At 49.8% G+C, this 17445-nt stretch carries 15 protein-coding genes; 11 read left to right on the top strand and 4 right to left on the bottom strand.

What is annotated here, in order from left to right:
- Positions 1-177 precede the first annotated feature (177 nt).
- From pstC to phoR, 6 genes are all read left to right on the top strand, one after another.
- Entirely contained in the window at positions 178-1152 is a 975-nt protein-coding gene (gene pstC / locus ACO0K8_RS21830; protein ID WP_422948769.1) for a phosphate ABC transporter permease subunit PstC, read from the top strand.
- The gene (gene pstA, locus ACO0K8_RS21825; protein WP_422948768.1) at positions 1152-2009 is read left to right on the top strand and encodes a phosphate ABC transporter permease PstA; all 858 of its coding nucleotides are present in this window, start codon (positions 1152-1154) and stop codon (positions 2007-2009) included. The genes pstC and pstA overlap by 1 nt, the downstream gene beginning before the upstream one ends.
- An 18-nt stretch (positions 2010-2027) precedes the next feature.
- Positions 2028-2807, top strand: a complete 780-nt coding sequence (gene pstB / locus ACO0K8_RS21820) for a phosphate ABC transporter ATP-binding protein PstB (RefSeq protein ID WP_422948767.1) — start codon at positions 2028-2030, stop codon at positions 2805-2807.
- Positions 2808-2844: 37 nt separating this feature from the next.
- On the top strand, positions 2845-3564 hold the full coding sequence (gene phoU / locus ACO0K8_RS21815; RefSeq protein WP_422948766.1) for a phosphate signaling complex protein PhoU: 720 nt from the start codon (positions 2845-2847) through the stop codon (positions 3562-3564).
- Positions 3564-4253: a phosphate regulon transcriptional regulator PhoB gene (gene phoB, locus ACO0K8_RS21810; RefSeq protein WP_422948765.1), complete on the top strand. Its 690-nt coding sequence runs from the start codon at positions 3564-3566 to the stop codon at positions 4251-4253. The genes phoU and phoB overlap by 1 nt, the downstream gene beginning before the upstream one ends.
- Before the next feature lie 233 nt (positions 4254-4486).
- Positions 4487-5782 carry a phosphate regulon sensor histidine kinase PhoR gene (phoR, locus tag ACO0K8_RS21805; protein ID WP_422948764.1) on the top strand — a complete coding sequence of 432 codons (1296 nt, stop codon included), beginning with the start codon at positions 4487-4489 and terminating at the stop codon, positions 5780-5782.
- Between the two features lie 84 nt (positions 5783-5866).
- Here phoR and ACO0K8_RS21800 read toward each other — a convergent pair whose 3' ends face one another.
- From ACO0K8_RS21800 to metG, 3 genes are all read right to left on the bottom strand, one after another.
- Complete coding sequence (locus ACO0K8_RS21800) at positions 5867-7690, bottom strand: aminopeptidase P family protein (protein WP_422948763.1); 1824 nt, start codon at positions 7688-7690, stop codon at positions 5867-5869.
- A 136-nt stretch (positions 7691-7826) separates the two neighbouring features.
- Positions 7827-8303, bottom strand: a complete 477-nt coding sequence (locus ACO0K8_RS21795) for a GNAT family N-acetyltransferase (RefSeq protein ID WP_422948762.1) — start codon at positions 8301-8303, stop codon at positions 7827-7829.
- Positions 8304-8307: 4 nt separating this feature from the next.
- Entirely contained in the window at positions 8308-10410 is a 2103-nt protein-coding gene (gene metG / locus ACO0K8_RS21790) for a methionine--tRNA ligase (protein ID WP_422948761.1), read from the bottom strand.
- A gap of 419 nt (positions 10411-10829) precedes the next feature.
- Between metG and ACO0K8_RS21785 the strand changes: the two genes are divergently transcribed.
- Entirely contained in the window at positions 10830-11966 is a 1137-nt protein-coding gene (locus ACO0K8_RS21785) for an ABC transporter substrate-binding protein (protein ID WP_422948760.1), read from the top strand.
- A gap of 76 nt (positions 11967-12042) precedes the next feature.
- Here the strand turns inward: ACO0K8_RS21785 and tsaD are convergent, their stop codons facing one another.
- Complete coding sequence (tsaD, locus tag ACO0K8_RS21780; protein WP_422948759.1) at positions 12043-13068, bottom strand: tRNA (adenosine(37)-N6)-threonylcarbamoyltransferase complex transferase subunit TsaD; 1026 nt, start codon at positions 13066-13068, stop codon at positions 12043-12045.
- 155 nt (positions 13069-13223) lie between these two features.
- On the opposite strand from tsaD, the gene ACO0K8_RS21775 reads away from it, so the two are divergent.
- The 4 genes from ACO0K8_RS21775 (at position 13224) to ACO0K8_RS21760 (ending at position 17262) form a co-directional block, all read left to right on the top strand.
- Positions 13224-13856 (top strand): ANTAR domain-containing response regulator, encoded by a 633-nt coding sequence (locus tag ACO0K8_RS21775; protein WP_422948758.1) that lies wholly within the window; start codon positions 13224-13226, stop codon positions 13854-13856.
- A gap of 278 nt (positions 13857-14134) precedes the next feature.
- Positions 14135-15436 carry a CmpA/NrtA family ABC transporter substrate-binding protein gene (locus tag ACO0K8_RS21770; protein ID WP_422948757.1) on the top strand — a complete coding sequence of 434 codons (1302 nt, stop codon included), beginning with the start codon at positions 14135-14137 and terminating at the stop codon, positions 15434-15436.
- Between the two features lie 9 nt (positions 15437-15445).
- Positions 15446-16363 carry a nitrate ABC transporter permease gene (ntrB, locus tag ACO0K8_RS21765; RefSeq protein WP_422948756.1) on the top strand — a complete coding sequence of 306 codons (918 nt, stop codon included), beginning with the start codon at positions 15446-15448 and terminating at the stop codon, positions 16361-16363.
- A gap of 86 nt (positions 16364-16449) precedes the next feature.
- Positions 16450-17262, top strand: a complete 813-nt coding sequence (locus tag ACO0K8_RS21760; protein ID WP_422948755.1) for an ABC transporter ATP-binding protein — start codon at positions 16450-16452, stop codon at positions 17260-17262.
- Positions 17263-17445 lie beyond the last annotated feature (183 nt).

The raw sequence follows: 17445 nt of genomic DNA, 5'->3' as shown, positions 1-17445 counted from the left end.
TATTAGTTGAGTTCGTTCCTTGTAATTTTCAGTAATTAAAACGCAGAAAGCTAGTGGCAAACAATTGTCACTAGCTTTCTCAATAGATGGAAACCCTATTCCATGAATACCCAACCCGCTCCTATTGTTATGTCTTCCACCCAAGCTCATACACCGGTTCAAGTTCAGGCAAATTCGATGTCATCGAGCTCTGTCCTTACTGTGAATATGCATAAAGTGATGCGACGTCAGCAGTGGCAAGATTTTTTATTTCATAAGCTCACTTTTAGCTTCGCCTTATTGGTGTTGTTGGTGCTGCTAGGAATTATTATTTCCCTCTTTATTAATGCCTGGCCAGCCATGCAAGAATTCGGCTTCGCCTTTGTTACCACCATAGAGTGGGATCCGGTGAATGATAAATACGGTGGTCTGATCGCCATCGTCGGTACCTTGGCAACCTCGTTTATCGCCTTGTTGATTGCGTTTCCTATCAGCTTTGGTATTGCCTTATTTCTGACTGAAATTTGCCCGCCCTGGTTAAAGCGCCCGCTCGGCACGGCCATCGAATTGCTGGCCGGCGTCCCTAGTATTATTTATGGTATGTGGGGCTTGTTCGTGTTTGCTCCGATATTTTCTGAATATGTGCAACCGGCACTGGCCGCGACTTTGGGTAAGTTGCCCGTAATCGGTGTGCTATTTTCTGGCCCTATGATAGGCATAGGCATTTTGTCCGCGGGTATGATATTGGCGGTGATGGTGATACCGTTTATTTCTTCAGTGATGCGTGACGTATTTGAAGTGGTGCCTCCAGTTTTGAAAGAATCGGCTTACGGTCTGGGTTGTACCAAGTGGGAAGTAGTACGAAAAATCGTCTTACCCTATACAAAAATCGGCGTAGTCGGCGGCGTGATGCTGGGCTTGGGGCGTGCTTTAGGCGAAACCATGGCGATCACGTTTGTGATCGGAAATGCGCATAAACTCTCATGGTCGCTGTTTGCACCAGGTAATAGTATTGCCTCTACGCTGGCAAATGAATTTGCCGAGGCCGAGACGGTATTGCATACCTCCTCCTTATTTTTACTTGGCCTGATCTTGTTTGTAATTACTTTTATCGTGTTGTCTGCAGCCAAATTAATGCTGTTGGGCCTCAGCAAAAAAGAGGGAGCAAAATAATGACAACGATTAATAATGCTGTATATCGCCGTCGTTTGTTGATGCATAAAGTCGGTATTGCCCTGTCGTCGATGGCGATGGCGGTAGGTGTGTTTTTTCTGATGTGGATCTTATTCACATTGTTAGTCAAAGGGTTTTCTGCATTGAGTATCGGTTTGCTTACCGAGAGTACTCCGGCACCTGGTAGTGATGGCGGCGGACTGATGAATGCCATCCTTGGTAGTTTAATGATGGTGGGCACCGCTACTTTGATCAGTACCCCTATCGGCATTCTGGCGGGTATCTATCTCGCTGAGTATGGCGATAAAAGCTGGTTTGGTGCAGTGACGCGCTTTGTGACCGACATCATGCTGTCAGCACCATCGATTGTGATCGGCTTGTTTGTGTATGCGATCTATGTTTTTCATGTCAAACACTTCTCAGGTTGGGCCGGTAGTATCGCTATTTCGCTGATCGCTATCCCCGTCATCGTCCGTACTACTGACAATATGCTGGGCTTAGTTCCGACCAGTTTGCGTGAAGCTGCATTCGCACTGGGTGCTCCACGTTGGAAAGTCGCCTTGTTGATACGTTTAAGAGCAGTCAAGGCTGGTGTGATGACCGGTATCTTATTGGCGGTTGCTCGTATCTCCGGCGAAACTGCACCTTTGTTATTCACCGCTTTGAACAATCAGTTTTACAGTGCGAATATGAATCAGCCTATGGCTAACTTGCCGGTGGTGATCTATCAGTTTGCCATGAGTCCTTATGACAACTGGCGCGAATTAGCTTGGGGTGGTGCTCTGTTAGTGACCTTTAGTGTTCTGACCTTAAACATTTTGGCGCGCACTGTGTTCAGCCAAAAAGTAAAAAACTAAATTTTTTTGGAAAATATTATGTCGACTCTCCCCACTACGCCAGACAAGATGGCCATAGAAATTTCGGGTTTGAATTTTTTCTACGGAACTACCCGCAGCTTGCGCGATGTGAATCTAGGTATTCGCGATAAAAAAGTGACAGCCTTCATCGGCCCTTCCGGTTGCGGAAAATCCACATTATTGCGTACTTTAAATCGTATGTATGAGCTTTATCCCGGCCAACGTGCCGAAGGAAAAATCATGTACAACGGTAAAAATATTTTGGAAGCTTCGCAAGATATCAATCTCTTGCGCGCCAAGGTAGGTATGGTTTTTCAAAAACCGACCCCTTTCCCTATGTCGGTGTATGACAACATTGCTTTCGGTGTGCGCTTGTACGAAAATTTGCCTAAAGGCGAGATGGACGAACGTGTGGAATGGGCCTTGAAAAAAGCGGCACTCTGGACTGAAGTTAAAGATAAATTGAATAAAAGCGGGCTGAGTCTTTCTGGTGGTCAGCAACAGCGTCTGTGTATCGCGCGTGGTGTTTCGGTCAAGCCTGAGATCTTATTGCTTGATGAGCCAACCTCTGCACTGGATCCTATCTCGACCGTCAAGATAGAAGAACTGATCCATGAGCTAAAGCAGGATTACACGATCGCGATCGTCACGCACAATATGCAACAGGCTGCGCGTTGTTCTGACTACACCGCCTATATGTATTTGGGCGAGTTGGTCGAATTTGGCGAGACCGATCATATCTTCATGAATCCGGTAAAAAAAGAAACGCAAGATTACATTACGGGCCGTTTTGGTTAATTCCTTAGCCCTTTTGATAAAAATTTAGGAGCATACGATGACAGGCGAACATTCTTCAAAGCAGTACGACACCGATTTGGAAACCATACGTTCCAAGGTCTTGCTGATGGGCGGCTTGGTAGAAAGCCATTTTCATGATGCTATGGCCTGCTTTCGCAGTGGCAATATCATACAAGCGGCTGCCGTCATCAAGTCTGATGAGGAAGTCAATCGTTTGGAAGTCGCTTTGGATGATATGTGCAGTCACCTAATCGTCAAACGTCAGCCTGCCGCGAACGATCTGCGCACCGTGATGGCCACTGGCAAAGTGATTACCGATCTGGAACGCATCGGGGATGAGTCAACCAAGATCGCACGCATTGCACATGAAGCACATGCCAGACATAAGAACATTGCGATGTTTAGCGGTTATGAAACAGTGCGCGTTCTGGCCAGTAGTGTGGCTGAGATGCTGCATCAGTCCTTAGACGCGTTTGCCCGTCAGGACGGCGATAAGGCGCTGAAGTTGATCGCCTATGACGAAATCATCGATAACGATTTTCGCTCAATTATGCGAAATTTGATTACCTTTATGATGGAAGATCCAAGTACCATCTCATCTTCTCTGGATGCCCTATGGGTGGCCAAGGCGATCGAGCGCATCGGCGATCACGCCAAAAATATCGCCGAACATACGATCTATATTGTGGAAGGTAAAGACATACGGCATTCCGATTATGTCGCTTCTAAACAAGGAACTATTGCTAGTAATTCATGATGGCAACCGATAAAACAACTATCCTCATCGTTGAAGATGAACCCGCCATTGTTGAGTTGGTGACATTCACTTTACGTGCCGCTGGTTGGGAAACATTTTCAGTCAACAACACGGCCGAAGCTTGGGAGTTTTTGCAGCGTCGCACGCCTCAGTTGATTTTGTTAGACTGGATGTTGCCAGATCAAAGTGGTTTGCGATTACTCTCCAAAATACGCTCAGACCGGCATTTTAACGAGATGCCTGTCATTATGTTGACCGCGAAAAGTATGGAAGAGGATAAAATTGCCGGCCTTGATCATGGTGCTGACGATTATGTGACCAAACCATTTTCTCCGCGCGAATTGACTGCCAGGATTAAGGCGATGTTACGTCGTAAAAGTCCTGAACATGCTCAGGGCACGCTGGCGGCTGGCAGTATCGTCTTGGATCCGGTTAGCTGCACCGTAAAAATTGATGACAGTAAAGTAGAAATCGGGCACGCTGAATACAAGTTGTTGAAGTTTTTTATGGCGCATCCTGAACGTGTATTTTCACGCAGTCAATTGCTTGATAAAGTGTGGGGCGATCATGTGGTGATTGAAGAACGCACGGTTGATGTGCACGTACTGCGTCTGCGTAAAGTCTTGAAAAACGCAGAAAATTTAATCAAAACGGTGCGCAGTGTCGGGTATATGCTATCTGAAAAATAGCGACTCCAGGGATACGGGGACTATCATATGTTCCTGTGTCTTCGTTGTATCCGCCTAGCTTAACTGCGTATCGTTTGCGCGGACCCCCAACAAATATATAGGATTTACGCGACATTGTTCCAACTGCGGGTTCGCCGAATAAGGTGCTTTTCGTATGGCAAGGCGAGTGCCCTGATGCAGGAACAATTTACGTAAGTTCTAAATAGAATTCCAATACTCTTTAGCAGGCTCTAATGCATCCCCATCTTGTATTCTGGATTTCCGCTGTCGTGCGGATGATCATCGTCTTGGCCGGTGCCACCGTGGCTGGTTTCTTCTGGGGCGTGATACCAGGGCTGGTGCTGGCGATGCTGGGAATGATGGTGTTGATCTTTGTCCAATTGAATTATTTGCTCCGTCTTGCCGACTGGCTGGATCAACCGAGTAGCTCGCACTTGCCTGATGGTTGGGGGGCCTGGACTGAGGTGTTTTCCCGTCTTTATAAATTGCGTCGTGGTGATGAAAAGAATCAGGCGGAACTGGCAGAATGGCTGGCGCGTTTTCGTCAAGCTATGAGCCTGTTGCCGGACGGTGTGGTGATCATGGACGATGTGATGTTTCTGGAGTGGTGTAATCCGGCAGCAGAGCAGCATTTGGGCCTGAGTCTGTCTCAAGATAAGGGCATGCGCGTCACCAATCTGGTACGCACTCCGGAATTTATCGATTACATCATTCTCGGGCGCTACGAGACCCCGCTTACTTTGAGTTTTCGCGAGCGCAAACTCATCGTGCATATTATCCCGTTTGAAAATCGTAGACAGATTTTGGTTACCCATGATGTGACTGAGTCGGAACGTATCGACATGATGCGACGCGATTTTATTGCGAATGCCTCGCATGAGCTGCGTACGCCTTTGACAGTTATTAACGGCTTTTTGGAAATCGCATCGATGCAACCGGATATGGAAGTCTCTATCCGCTCATCACATCTTAAACTGATGTCTGAGCAGGGCGAGCGTATGCAGCGGTTAGTGGAAGATATGTTGACACTGAGCCGTCTGGAGTCGATGGAATATTCCGTGCATCATGAAGCGATCGATATGCATGGAATGTTGGTGCAGATATTGCAGGAAGGCGAAGCACTGTCCGCAGGACGTCATCAGCTAAGCTTACAGTGTGATGGTCCGGATATTTTAGGTAGTGCGGATGAGATTCGTAGCGCATTCTTGAATCTACTGACCAATGCGATACGTTACACGCCAGAAAAAGGACGGATTACTTTGATCTGGGAAAATTGCCCTCTAGGACCAAAGTTCATCGTTCAGGACACCGGCATAGGGATTAGCGCCGAACATATTTCACGCTTGACTGAACGTTTTTACAGGGTGGACAAGAGTCGTTCGCGTGAAACGCAGGGTACGGGATTGGGCTTGGCGATTGTCAAACATGTCTTGCTAAGACATAAAGCGCACTTGCTGATAGAATCAACGCCGAATGTCGGCAGTAAGTTTTGTGTACAGTTTCCAGCCAACGTCATTTTGTTGAATTAAAAAAACGCTCCTGGATGGAGCGTTTTTTTTTAAGCTTTTTTTGTGACCTGTCGGTGTAACTCAGGACTGCAAAAATTATTTTAATTATTTTTCGACTGCCGTGGTTCTTTGCTGTAGCCAGGCTAATGCCGTGCCGTTGACATGTGGTGCTAGCCTTTGCAAGACGCTGGCATGGTAGTCATTGAGCCAATTCAACTCGTCCTCCCTGAGTAGCGCCAGATCCAGACATCGAGTATCAATAGGGCACAGTGTCAGTGTCTCAAACTTCAGATACTCGCCGAACTCGGTGTTGACCGCCGGCACGCACAGCATCAAATTTTCTATCCGCACGCCCCATTTTCCCGGGCGATAAATACCTGGCTCGTTCGAGGTGATCATACCCGCCTGCATCACCATATGCTGATCTGGGATCGCCATGCACGAGATCGATTGTGGCCCCTCGTGGACATTGAGAAAATACCCAACTCCATGGCCAGTACCATGGCCATAATTAATGCCTTCGGCCCAGATCGGCGCACGCGCTGCGGTGTCTAATACGGTGGAGTACGTGCCACGTGGGAACTGCATGCGTGAGAGCGCAATCATGCCCTTGAGTACCAGAGTAAAGTCGCGTTTTTGTTCTGCGGATACATTGCCTACCGCCGCTACCCGTGTGATATCGGTGGTGCCGTTGAGATACTGTCCACCAGAATCAATCAGTAATAAACCGTTACCGCTGATGCGCGCATGTGACTCGGGTGTGGCGCGGTAATGCGGCATCGCACCGTTGGCGTTGAAGCCGGCAATTGTGCCAAAACTGGCGCAGATAAAATGTGGCTGGCGCGCACGCGCCGCGGTAATTTTCTGGTCTATCGTCAGTTCGGTGATTTCTTCTGTGCCTAAGCTGTTTTCAAACCAGCTAAAAAATTCACATAATGCAGCACCATCTTGCTCCATAGAGTCTCTGACATACTGTGCCTCTTCTGCTGATTTGATCGACTTACTCAGCACTGTAGGATTGATCGCTTCTATGATACGCACTTGGTCTGGTATCGCCTGTTTAAAGCCCAGCGTGATGCGACGAGGATCGAGTAGTAAGCAAGCGTCGTTTGCTAAGCTAGCGAGCGCATCTGCAGCCTGCTCATACGGACGTAGGCTAATGCCATCCTCTGCCAATGCGGCGGCCAGTTCCGCGGGGATTTTTGCAAGGACGACAAATAGGTTTGCGCTCTCTAGCGTGATTAAGGCGTGCGCTACAAACACCGGGTTATAGCTGACATCTGCGCCGCGCAGGTCAAATAACCAGGCGATATCGTCGACCGTAGAAATAAAATGGCAGGTCGCCTTTTTTTCTAATAATTGCTGACGCAAGTCAGCGATTTTTTTAGATCGGCTGACTGTGGCAAACGGTGCGGCATGTTGATAGATTGATGTGCCAGGGAGTTCAGGTCGGTCTAGCCAGACCTGTTCTAGCAGATCTTGTTTTGTAGTGAGACGTATGCCCTGCGGATCTAATGCTGCTTGCAAGGCGCGCGCATTGGCTAGTCCTAACACCGCGCCATCAACCCCGACCACCTGACGGGCACTTAAGTTGGCGGCTAGCCAATCCAGATGCAAAGTAGAGGCAGCCGTGGCAATTTTCATCATCTGTATGCCGCTGCCGGCGAGCTGTTGCTCCGCTTGTGCCCAATAACGACTGTCTACCCATAGACCAGCAAAGTCATTAGTCACTATCAGCGTCCCTACCGATCCCGTAAACCCTGAGTAATGCTGGCGTCCTTGCCAGCGCTCGGGCAAATATTCAGACAGATGTGGATCGGCGGATGGGATCAGGTAGGCGTCGATACCATGCTCGCGCATGGCGTGACGCAGTTGTTGTAGACGAAGCGGGATATCAGAAGTGACGCTATTTTGGTTTGAGCTGGTCATAGGATAATCAAGCTGTAGGAGTTTCAATGAAGGGGAGTTTGATCGATTTGTGATCGATCTTTTGTTTAGTATACTGTAAATATACTAAATTCCTGTATTGCTCTATGATCTCGGGACTAATACTGGAGCTATATTTTCACCTCAAAAACCTGCGCATGACATGCGGTGCCGGCTCATCGGGATTCGCGTGCGAATATTCCAATTCTGGTGCCGCTTCGAAGTGATAGGCGGCATATAAATCGAGCAAGCGCGGTTGATCTACCCGCACACCTAAACGCAATTCCTCTACCCCTGTGGTTTGCGCGTGGTGTATCACCGCTTCGAGTAAATGTTGCGATAAGCCGGTGCCGCGAAAGGCCGGCAATATACCCATGCGTAGCATTTCCCAGGTATCGCTATCGGCTTCCATCGGCTGCCAGCGTACCGAACCGGCGGGTTCTTCATCGACTAATAAGATAAAGCCACCGCCCAGTTGCAGATCAGTCGCGACTCGTTCCAGGCTTTCTTGGTGGCCACTAGAGCTCGCTGCGACTTTATCTTGCCAGCAAGCGCGGGTCAGATGCGCAATCAAAGGCGCATCCTCTAAGGTGGCTTCCCGTATCAGTACATCCATAGTCTTATCGAACCCGCATGCCAGGCTGTGCACCTGGCCAGGCTTCCAGTATGTATAAACCCGGATTGGCTTTCTCGTCAGCCGCCGAAGCAGCTAAAACCATGCCTTCTGAAATACCGAATTTCATTTTACGCGGTGCCAGATTAGCCACCATGACGGTAAATTTACCGATTAGCTGTTCTGGCTGATACGCCGATTTAATACCTGAGAAGACATTGCGGGTACGACCTTCACCGACATCGAGCGTCAGGCGCAACAATTTGTCTGAGCCTTCTACCTGTTCGCAATTGACGATCTTGGCGATACGCAGATCGATCTTGGCGAAGTCATCTATCTTGATTTCTGGTGCCAGCTCTTCTATCCCGTCGTTGGATGGGCTAATATCAGCAACTGCCGTTTCGGTCGCCGCTGCGGCGATCGCTTTCGGTGTAACGCTCGCTGCCGTCGTATCTGGCATAGGTGCATCGAATAGCGAATCAAAAATCTTGATATCCACACGTTGCATCAGATGTGCATATTCCTGTATCACGTGGCCGGCTGGCAAAGCAGTCAAGGCATCGTCCCAACGCTCAATTTTGCAATTGAGCCAGGTCGCCACAGCGCGGCTTAGCTCTGGCAATACCGGTGCCAACATCACTGTCAGGGTTTTGAACAAGCCCAGTGCAGTCGTGCAAACTTGATGTAATTCCGCCTCGCGGGCTGGATCTTTCGCGATCAGCCACGGCGCTTTTTGTGCCACGTATTGATTCGCGTGATCGGCCACTTCCATGATCTTGCGCAGGGCTTTACTAAATTCACGCGCTTCATACAAGTCTTTTACTTCTGTCACGGCAGCCAGACTCGCTTGCGTCAGTTCAGCCGCATCTGGGTCCTGAGCGCCGAGGCGGCCGTCGAAACGTTTGGTGATAAAACCGGCAGCGCGGCTGGCGATGTTGACGTACTTACCGATCAGATCGGCGTTCACGCGCGCCACGAAATCTTCCGGGTTCATGTCCAGATCTTCAACCTTGGCATTGAGCTTGGCGGCAAAGTAATAACGCAGCCATTCCGGATTCATGCCTATGTCGAGGTAGCGCAACGGCGAGATGCCGGTGCCGCGCGACTTCGACATTTTTTCGCCCGAGACCGTGACGAAACCATGCGCGTACACATTGTCCGGCGTTTTGTAACCGGAGAACTTCAGCATTGCTGGCCAGAACAAGGTATGGAAATACGTGATGTCCTTGCCGATAAAATGAATTTGTTCTGTGGTCGGGTCGGCCATGAAGGCGTCAAAATCACGCCCAATCTTGCCAAAGTAATTTTTCAGCGAGGCCAGATAGCCGACCGGCGCATCAAGCCAGACGTAGAAATATTTACCCGGCTGATCGGGGATCTCGATGCCGAAATAAGGCGCATCGCGGCTGATGTCCCAATCTCCCAGACCGCCATCGCCTTCCAGCCATTCTTTGCACTTATTCGCCACTTCCGATTGCAGGCGATTGTCTTGCAAGGCCCAGCCGCGCAAAAATTCTACGCATTTTTCGTCCGAGAGTTTGAAGAAAAAGTGTTCGGATGATTTCATCACCGGCGTCGCACCGGTCAGCACCGAGTAAGGCTTCACCACTTCGGTAGGTGAATACACAGCACTGCAGACCTCGCAAGAATCGCCGTATTGATCTTTGGCGCCACACTTAGGGCACTCGCCCTTGATGTAGCGATCCGGCAAAAACATGCTCTTTACCGGGTCGTAAAACTGTTCTATGGTTTTGCTGGTGATAAATCCGGCCGCTTTGAGCTTGCGGTAAATATCTTGTGACAACTGATGATTTTCTATACCGTCGGTCGAATGCCAATTATCGAACTTCACATGGAAGCCATCCAGATACTGCTTACGTCCGGCGGCAATTTGCGCCACAAATTCTTGCGGCGTGATACCGGCTTTTTCAGCCGCAATCATGATCGGTGCCCCATGCGCATCATCGGCACCGACGAAATGCACTTCGTTACCCGACATACGTTGATGCCTGACCCAGATATCAGCCTGGATATATTCCATGATGTGGCCGAGGTGGAAAGGGGCGTTGGCGTAGGGCAGGGCAGTGGTAACGAACAGCTGACGGGTCATGATTGGTGCACTTTTTTATAAACGGACAAGGGCGTTATTTTAACAGCGAAAGTGCTGCTGGCGCGGGTTTGGCTTGGCGCTGGGAGAATCTGTAGTGGGACTGTGGTGTTTGTAACGATCCGTCATAAATTGCTTAAGCGTAGAGGCTCAAAGAAAAGGTTTTGTTTTTTCGTTTTTTTTGAGATTTTCAAAACCCTGTACGCAGTATCCATGCGGTCTCTAGCCGCTTTTTTGCCTGAAAGCCGCATGGATACTGCGTACAGGGTTTTGCATGGAAAAATACGCAGGTTCAGCTAGTATGGCGATATGTAAGTCTCTGTTACAAGTTCAGAATTGTAGATATTTCAGAAAGCAAAACAAATTATAATTGCGCTAGATCAATGTTTTGATCTTTAATAAATGCATGTTAAGGGCTGGAAATGAAAAATCGCGTAGAGAGTATTCTGTTATTTTTAAGTTGTTGCTTCAGTTTTCTGGCGCACGCCGAAACTGGCGTGACTAGCAAGACAATAGTTTTAGGACAGTCGGTGGCCTTATCTGGTCCAGCGCAGCAATTGGGCACCGAAATGCGCGATGGCGCTTTGGCCTATTTTGACCATATTAATGCTCAAGGCGGCGTCAACGGACGTCAGATTGTCCTGAAAACGCTGGATGATGGCTATGAAGCCGATAGAGCCGCCGCCAATACCAAGCAATTAATTGAAAAAGAAGGCGCGTTCGCGCTGTTCGGTTATGTGGGAACACCTACTTCGAACGCGGCCATGCCATTGATCAATAAGGAAGAAATTCCTTTCTTTGCCCCGTTTACCGGCGCACAAGCGCTGCGCGAACCGTTTAATCGCAATGTCTTTCATATCCGCGCCGGCTATTTTGAAGAGACAGAGAAAATTGTCGATCATATTACGACACTCTCAATTAAGCGCATTGCCGTGTTTTATCAAAACGATGCTTACGGCAAGGCCGGCTTGGAAGGTGTCACCCGAGCGTTGAAAAAACGCAATATAGAAGTGGTTGGCTTGGCCACTGTGGAACGCAATAGCGTCGATGTGGCGGCCGCTGTTGCTAAATTAAAGCTGGCAAAGCCGCAAGCGGTGATCATGGTTTCTGCCTACACTTCTTGTGCTGCTTTCATCAGGGAGATGATTAAAGACGCGAGTGCCGCTCCGGTGTTCTGGAATATTTCTTTCGTCGGCAGCCAGGCCTTATCGAAAGAACTGGGCAAGGACGGACGTGGCGTGATGATTTCACAAGTCATGCCAGCTCCCTGGGAAGACATCACTGCCGTGGTCAAGGAATATAAAAACTTGTATGCAAATAAGCCAGGCCGTGAAGTCGGTTATGTCAGTCTGGAGGGTTTTATCGCCGCCAAGGTGATGGTCGAAGGTTTGAAACGCGCCGGTGGTGGCTTAACACGGGATGGTTTGATACGTGCGCTGGAGTCTATGAGTTCTTATAACGCCGGCGGTTTTCAGGTGAAGTTTAGCAGCAGTAACCACAGCGCATCGACCTATGTCGATCTGAGCGTGATCGGTAAAGACGGTAAGTTCATGCATTAAAAATGTATTACCAAATAAAAAACGCAGAACAAGTTCTGCGTTTTTTTTACGTCTTAAATCGCAACTAAGTCCGCAACTAAGTCTGCAACTCATGCAGCGGCCAGCGCGGCCTGACATTAAAGCCATACTCGCGCGTTGCCAGGGATGGATTTTGTTGCAGGCGCATGGCGCCAGCAAAGGCAATCATGGCTCCGTTGTCGGTACAAAATTCCAGCTCAGGGTAAAACACCTGATAACGGCGCTTGGCGGCAGCGGCATTTAAGGCGGTGCGCAATTGCTGATTGGCACCGACACCACCGGCGATCACCAAACGTTTTAAGCCATGTTCTTTGAGCGCTGTCATGGATTTGGCGACCAGCACGTCGACCAGAGCATCGACAAAACCACGCGCGATGTTGGCCTTGTCTTGCTCGCAGATGTCAGTGTTATGGTTTTTTACCACCGTCAATACGGCAGTTTTGAGACCCGAAAAACTGAAATTGAGATCTTTAGAATGCAACATAGGGCGTGGCAATTTATAGGCCTTAGGGTCGCCAAACTCGGCCAGACGCGAAATCGCCGGCCCGCCGGGGTAAGTTAAACCCAGCAGTTTGGCCGATTTGTCGAAGGCTTCGCCGGCCGCATCATCTAAAGTCTCACCGAGTAATTTGTACTGTCCTACGCCATCGACCCGCATCAATTGCGTATGACCGCCCGATACCAGTAAGGCGATGAAGGGGAATTGTGGCGGCTGGCTCGCTAACAAGGGGGACAGCAAGTGCCCTTCCAGATGATGGATGCCGATGACCGGTTTATTCAATGCCAGCGCCAATCCGCAGGCGACCGAGGCACCGACCAGCAAGGCGCCGGCCAGCCCCGGGCCTTGGGTGTAGGCGATGGCGTCGATCTGATGTTTGTCCAGCTTGGCCTTGGTCAATACTTCGGTCAATAAGGGCAGGGCGCGCCGAATATGGTCGCGTGAAGCGAGCTCAGGAACGACACCGCCGTATTCCTGATGCATCGCGATCTGCGAGTGCAGCGCATGCGCCAGCAAGCCGTGCTCAGTGTCGTACAAGGCTAAGCCGGTTTCATCGCAGGAGGATTCAATGCCGAGAACTATCATTAAAAATGGTTTCTTATTTAGATGTTTTGCTAAAGCGGCAAACCCATGATGCTTTGCCTGGTGCGGATTTTGCTTACTTAGTTGACGCAAATATCCGTAAAAGACAGATTATAGGTCTTAACCAGCCAATCAGCAGCACTCTAGAGTATCAAAATATGAAAGCAGCTAGTTTACGGATCGTGGTCGTGAATACCGTTATCCCGGCCGAAAATGAGCAGGAGAGCCATGTGCAGGCACAACTGGCACGTTCGCGCGCCTTACGCATAGGTTTACTGCAGGCCGGCTACAACATTATTGCGGTGCTGCCGGGCGATCTCTACATGACCGAGCGTATCGCTCAGTTGCAGCCAGATATGATCATCATCGATGCCGAATCGGATGCGCGTGATGTTCTTGAACACATGGTGTTAGCGACCCGCGATGCACCGCGTCCCATCGTCCTGTTCACGGAAGATAGCGATCAGACCAATATGGCCGCAGCCATGGAGGCGGGGGTTTCCGCCTATGTGGTAGCGGGTTTGCATACCGAGCGTATCAAACCCGTGCTTGATGTTGCGATGGCGCGTTTTAATGCCGACCAAAAGCTGCGTTCCGAGTTGTCCGATACCAAGGCTAAGTTGGCTGAGCGCAAAACCATAGAACGCGCCAAGGGTTTGCTAATGGAGCGCCATCAGTTGTCGGAAAACGATGCCTATCAGAGGCTACGCAAACAGGCGATGGAAAAAAATCTGAAGTTGGCCGATCTGGCGCAGCGGGTGCTGGATGTGGCAGATTTGTTGGGCGCGTAGATTTTGACCTGTATTGGTGCGCCGCGTCATAACGGTGCAGTTTTTTCTCTGTATTGGGGACGATTTTCCGGTTTTAAGCTGTCACTGCGTAGGCATCCCAGCGTAAAGAGAACTGGCACAGCAATTGCTAATAGGTAGTAAAGCGCCAACGCAGGTGCAAGAGTGAATCCGGCTAACGGCGGTCGATTCACCAAGACAAAGGTGTCTTCCCATATTGATTAATCAGTATGGCAAGACGCCTTTTTTTGTTTTTATTTTTTCTTAAGCTGGAGCGCACTATGTCAATTCAAACACCAAAAAATCAGTCCGAAGATCTCACTTTAGTGGAGACTCAGCTTGATCGCAGCCAAACTGATCTTCAGCGCCGCCATTTTTTGCAGGGTGCTGCAGTCGTCGCAGGAGCCGGTGTCGTGGGGCTGCGTTCAGGTGGTGTCTGGGCCGCCGGCTCCGATAAACCAGAGAAAGAAGAAGTGCGGATCGGCTTCATTCCCTTGACCGATTGCGCCTCGATTGTGATGGCATCGGTGCTCGGTTTCGACAAAAAATATGGTATCAAAATTATTCCGACCAAAGAATCCTCATGGGCCAGTGTGCGCGATAAATTAGTCAATGGCGAACTCGATGCGGCACACGTCTTGTATGGCTTGATCTATGGGGTGCAGATGGGCGTGAGCGGCAACAAGAAAGACATGGCAGTCTTGATGACACTGAACAATAACGGGCAGGCCATTACCTTATCGAAAAAATTGGCGGATAAAGGGGCGGTCGATGGTGCTGGCCTGGCCAAGCTGATGCAAATGGAAAAGCGCGAATACACTTTTGCCCATACCTTTCCGACTGGCACGCACGCGATGTGGCTCAATTACTGGCTGGCGGCGCATGGTATCAATCCTTTAAAAGAAGCCAAGGTTATTACCGTGCCGCCACCACAAATGGTGGCGAATATGCGGGTTGGAAATATGGATGGCTATTGCGTCGGTGAGCCTTGGAATCATAGAGCGATTGCCGACGGCATCGGCATCACCGCCGCGACGACGCAAGACATTTGGAAAGATCATCCTGAGAAAGTGTTGGGCACCAGCGCCGAGTTTGTACAGAAGTATCCAAATACGGCACGCGCCATGACCGCTGCGATTCTCGAAGCGAGCCGCTGGATTGATGCTTCCCTGACGAATAAAAACAAGATGGCCGAAACCATCGCCGATAAGGCCTATGTGAATACTTCGGTGGATGTGATCAATCAAAGGATTATGGGGCGCTATCAAAATGGCCTGGGCAAGACCTGGGACGATCCTAATTACATGAAATTTTTCAATGACGGCGCGGTGAATTTTCCTTATCTGTCGGACGGCATGTGGTTCATGACTCAGCACAAACGCTGGGGCTTGCTGAAAGCTGATCCGGATTATCTGGCAGTGGCAAAAGCAGTCAACCGCATCGACGTCTACAAAGATGCTGCGGCTATGGCCAAGGTCGCCGTGCCTAAGGATGTCATGCGCAGCAGCAAACTGATGGACGGCTCGGTCTGGGATGGTAAAAATCCGGCAGCTTACGCGGCCGCTTTTAAGATTAAAGCATAGGGAGTAAATATGAATAGCATGGTACATGGCGTGATCCGCGAACCGGCCAGTAGCACTAGCGTAGTCAAACCGGCTGCAGTCATACCGCCTGCCGCAGCGCTACCTGCGTCCAGCGAAAAAACTGCGCAGAAAGTGAAGCGCGCTATTGCATTTAAACCGTTTTTTCTAGCGGTTCTGCCACCGATCTTGGGTCTGGGGCTATTGATACTGATATGGGAAATCATCGCGATCAAGACCTCCAGTTTCCCCTCTCCCTGGCTTACCTTGCAAGAGGCAATTAAGCTGTTTTCTGATCCGTTTTACCAAAATGGCCCTAACGATCAGGGCATAGGCTGGAACATCTTTGCCTCGCTGAAAAGGGTGGCGCTGGGCTTCGGTCTGGCCGCCGCGATCGGTATTCCTTTGGGTTTTCTGATTGGGCGGTTTAAGTTTTTGTCCGGTATGTTTAATCCCATCATCAGCTTACTCAAGCCGGTCTCGCCGCTGGCCTGGTTGCCGATAGGTTTGCTGGTATTTAAGTCGGCACATCCGGCGGCGATCTGGTCGATTTTTATCTGTTCGATCTGGCCTATGATCATCAATACCGCGATCGGTGTGCAGCGCGTGCCACAAGATTACATGAACGTAGCGCGGGTCTTAAATCTGTCGGAATGGAAGATATTCACCAAAATCTTGTTTCCCTCGGTCTTGCCGTATATGTTGACCGGGGTCAGGTTAGCGATAGGCACGGCCTGGTTAGTGATCGTCGCGGCAGAAATGCTCACCGGTGGGGTTGGTATCGGTTTCTGGGTCTGGGATGAGTGGAATAGCCTGAATGTTCCGCACATCATCATCGCGATCGTGGTGATAGGTTTGGTTGGTTTGATCTTGGAGCAAATATTGGTGGCCGTGGCACGTGCTTTTACTTATGACGATGTGCCTAACTAATCAATTGAATCAATTGAATCAATTAATTCATTGATGCATTGATTCATTCAATCAGCAGCGAATAAGCAGCGCAAAAGGAGTTTGAGATGGAAAAATTAGATGCGAAATACATAGAGATCAACAATGTCGAGATGCGTTTTAATACCAAGAAGGGTAGTTTCCACGCTCTGCGTGACATTAATCTCAATGTCGCCAAAGGGGAATTCATTACCCTGATCGGCCACTCGGGTTGTGGTAAATCGACTTTGCTCAATTTGATCGCTGGCTTGACGACCGCCAGTTCCGGCACTCTGTTATGTGCCAATCGCGAAATCGCCGGGCCTTCACCCGAACGCGGCGTGGTATTCCAAAATCACTCCTTACTGCCTTGGCTCACTTGTTATGAGAATGTGTATCTGGCGGTAGAGCGAGTCTTTGGCGCGACCGAAAACGGCACGAAATTACAGAAACGCACCATGCAAGCCCTGGCACTGGTCGGACTGACCCACGCCGAGAACAAGCGCCCGAATGAAATTTCGGGTGGCATGAAGCAAAGGGTGGGGATCGCCCGCGCCTTGGCGATAGAGCCTAAGGTGCTGCTGATGGATGAGCCCTTCGGTGCGCTGGACGCCTTGACGCGCGCTCATCTGCAAGACGAGTTGCTAAAAATCGTCGCCAAGACCGCATCGACCGTGGTGATGGTGACGCATGATGTGGATGAAGCGGTGTTGCTGTCGGACCGTATCGTGATGATGACTAACGGCCCTGCGGCCACCATAGGCGAAATTCTTAATGTCAAACTGGAGCGTCCGCGCGAACGGGTCGCTCTCTCGCAAGACCCTCTGTATGCCGAATATCGCAGCGCCGTACTGGAGTTTTTATACCATCGCCAATCGCATCCAGCCAAGGATGCTGCCTAAAATTTTTAGGTGCCTAGCCGCTCGCGCATATCCCATGCGGGTTTCCAGCCTGCATGGCGACGTAAACTTCGAATTGCGACATTCAAGGGCAAAAAAACAAAGGGTTGAGATAGGAGATGGAGTACCTTTGTGGTGTTCAAAGCCGAAAGGACACGCCATGAAATTCACCCATCTCAACCGCCA

The sequence above is a fragment of the Undibacterium sp. Ren11W genome (assembly GCF_049340485.1).
In the GTDB taxonomy this organism is placed as follows: domain Bacteria; phylum Pseudomonadota; class Gammaproteobacteria; order Burkholderiales; family Burkholderiaceae_D; genus Undibacterium.
The sequence above is the reverse complement of the archived record's forward strand: the minus strand, read 5'-3'. Positions and strand labels throughout refer to the sequence as shown.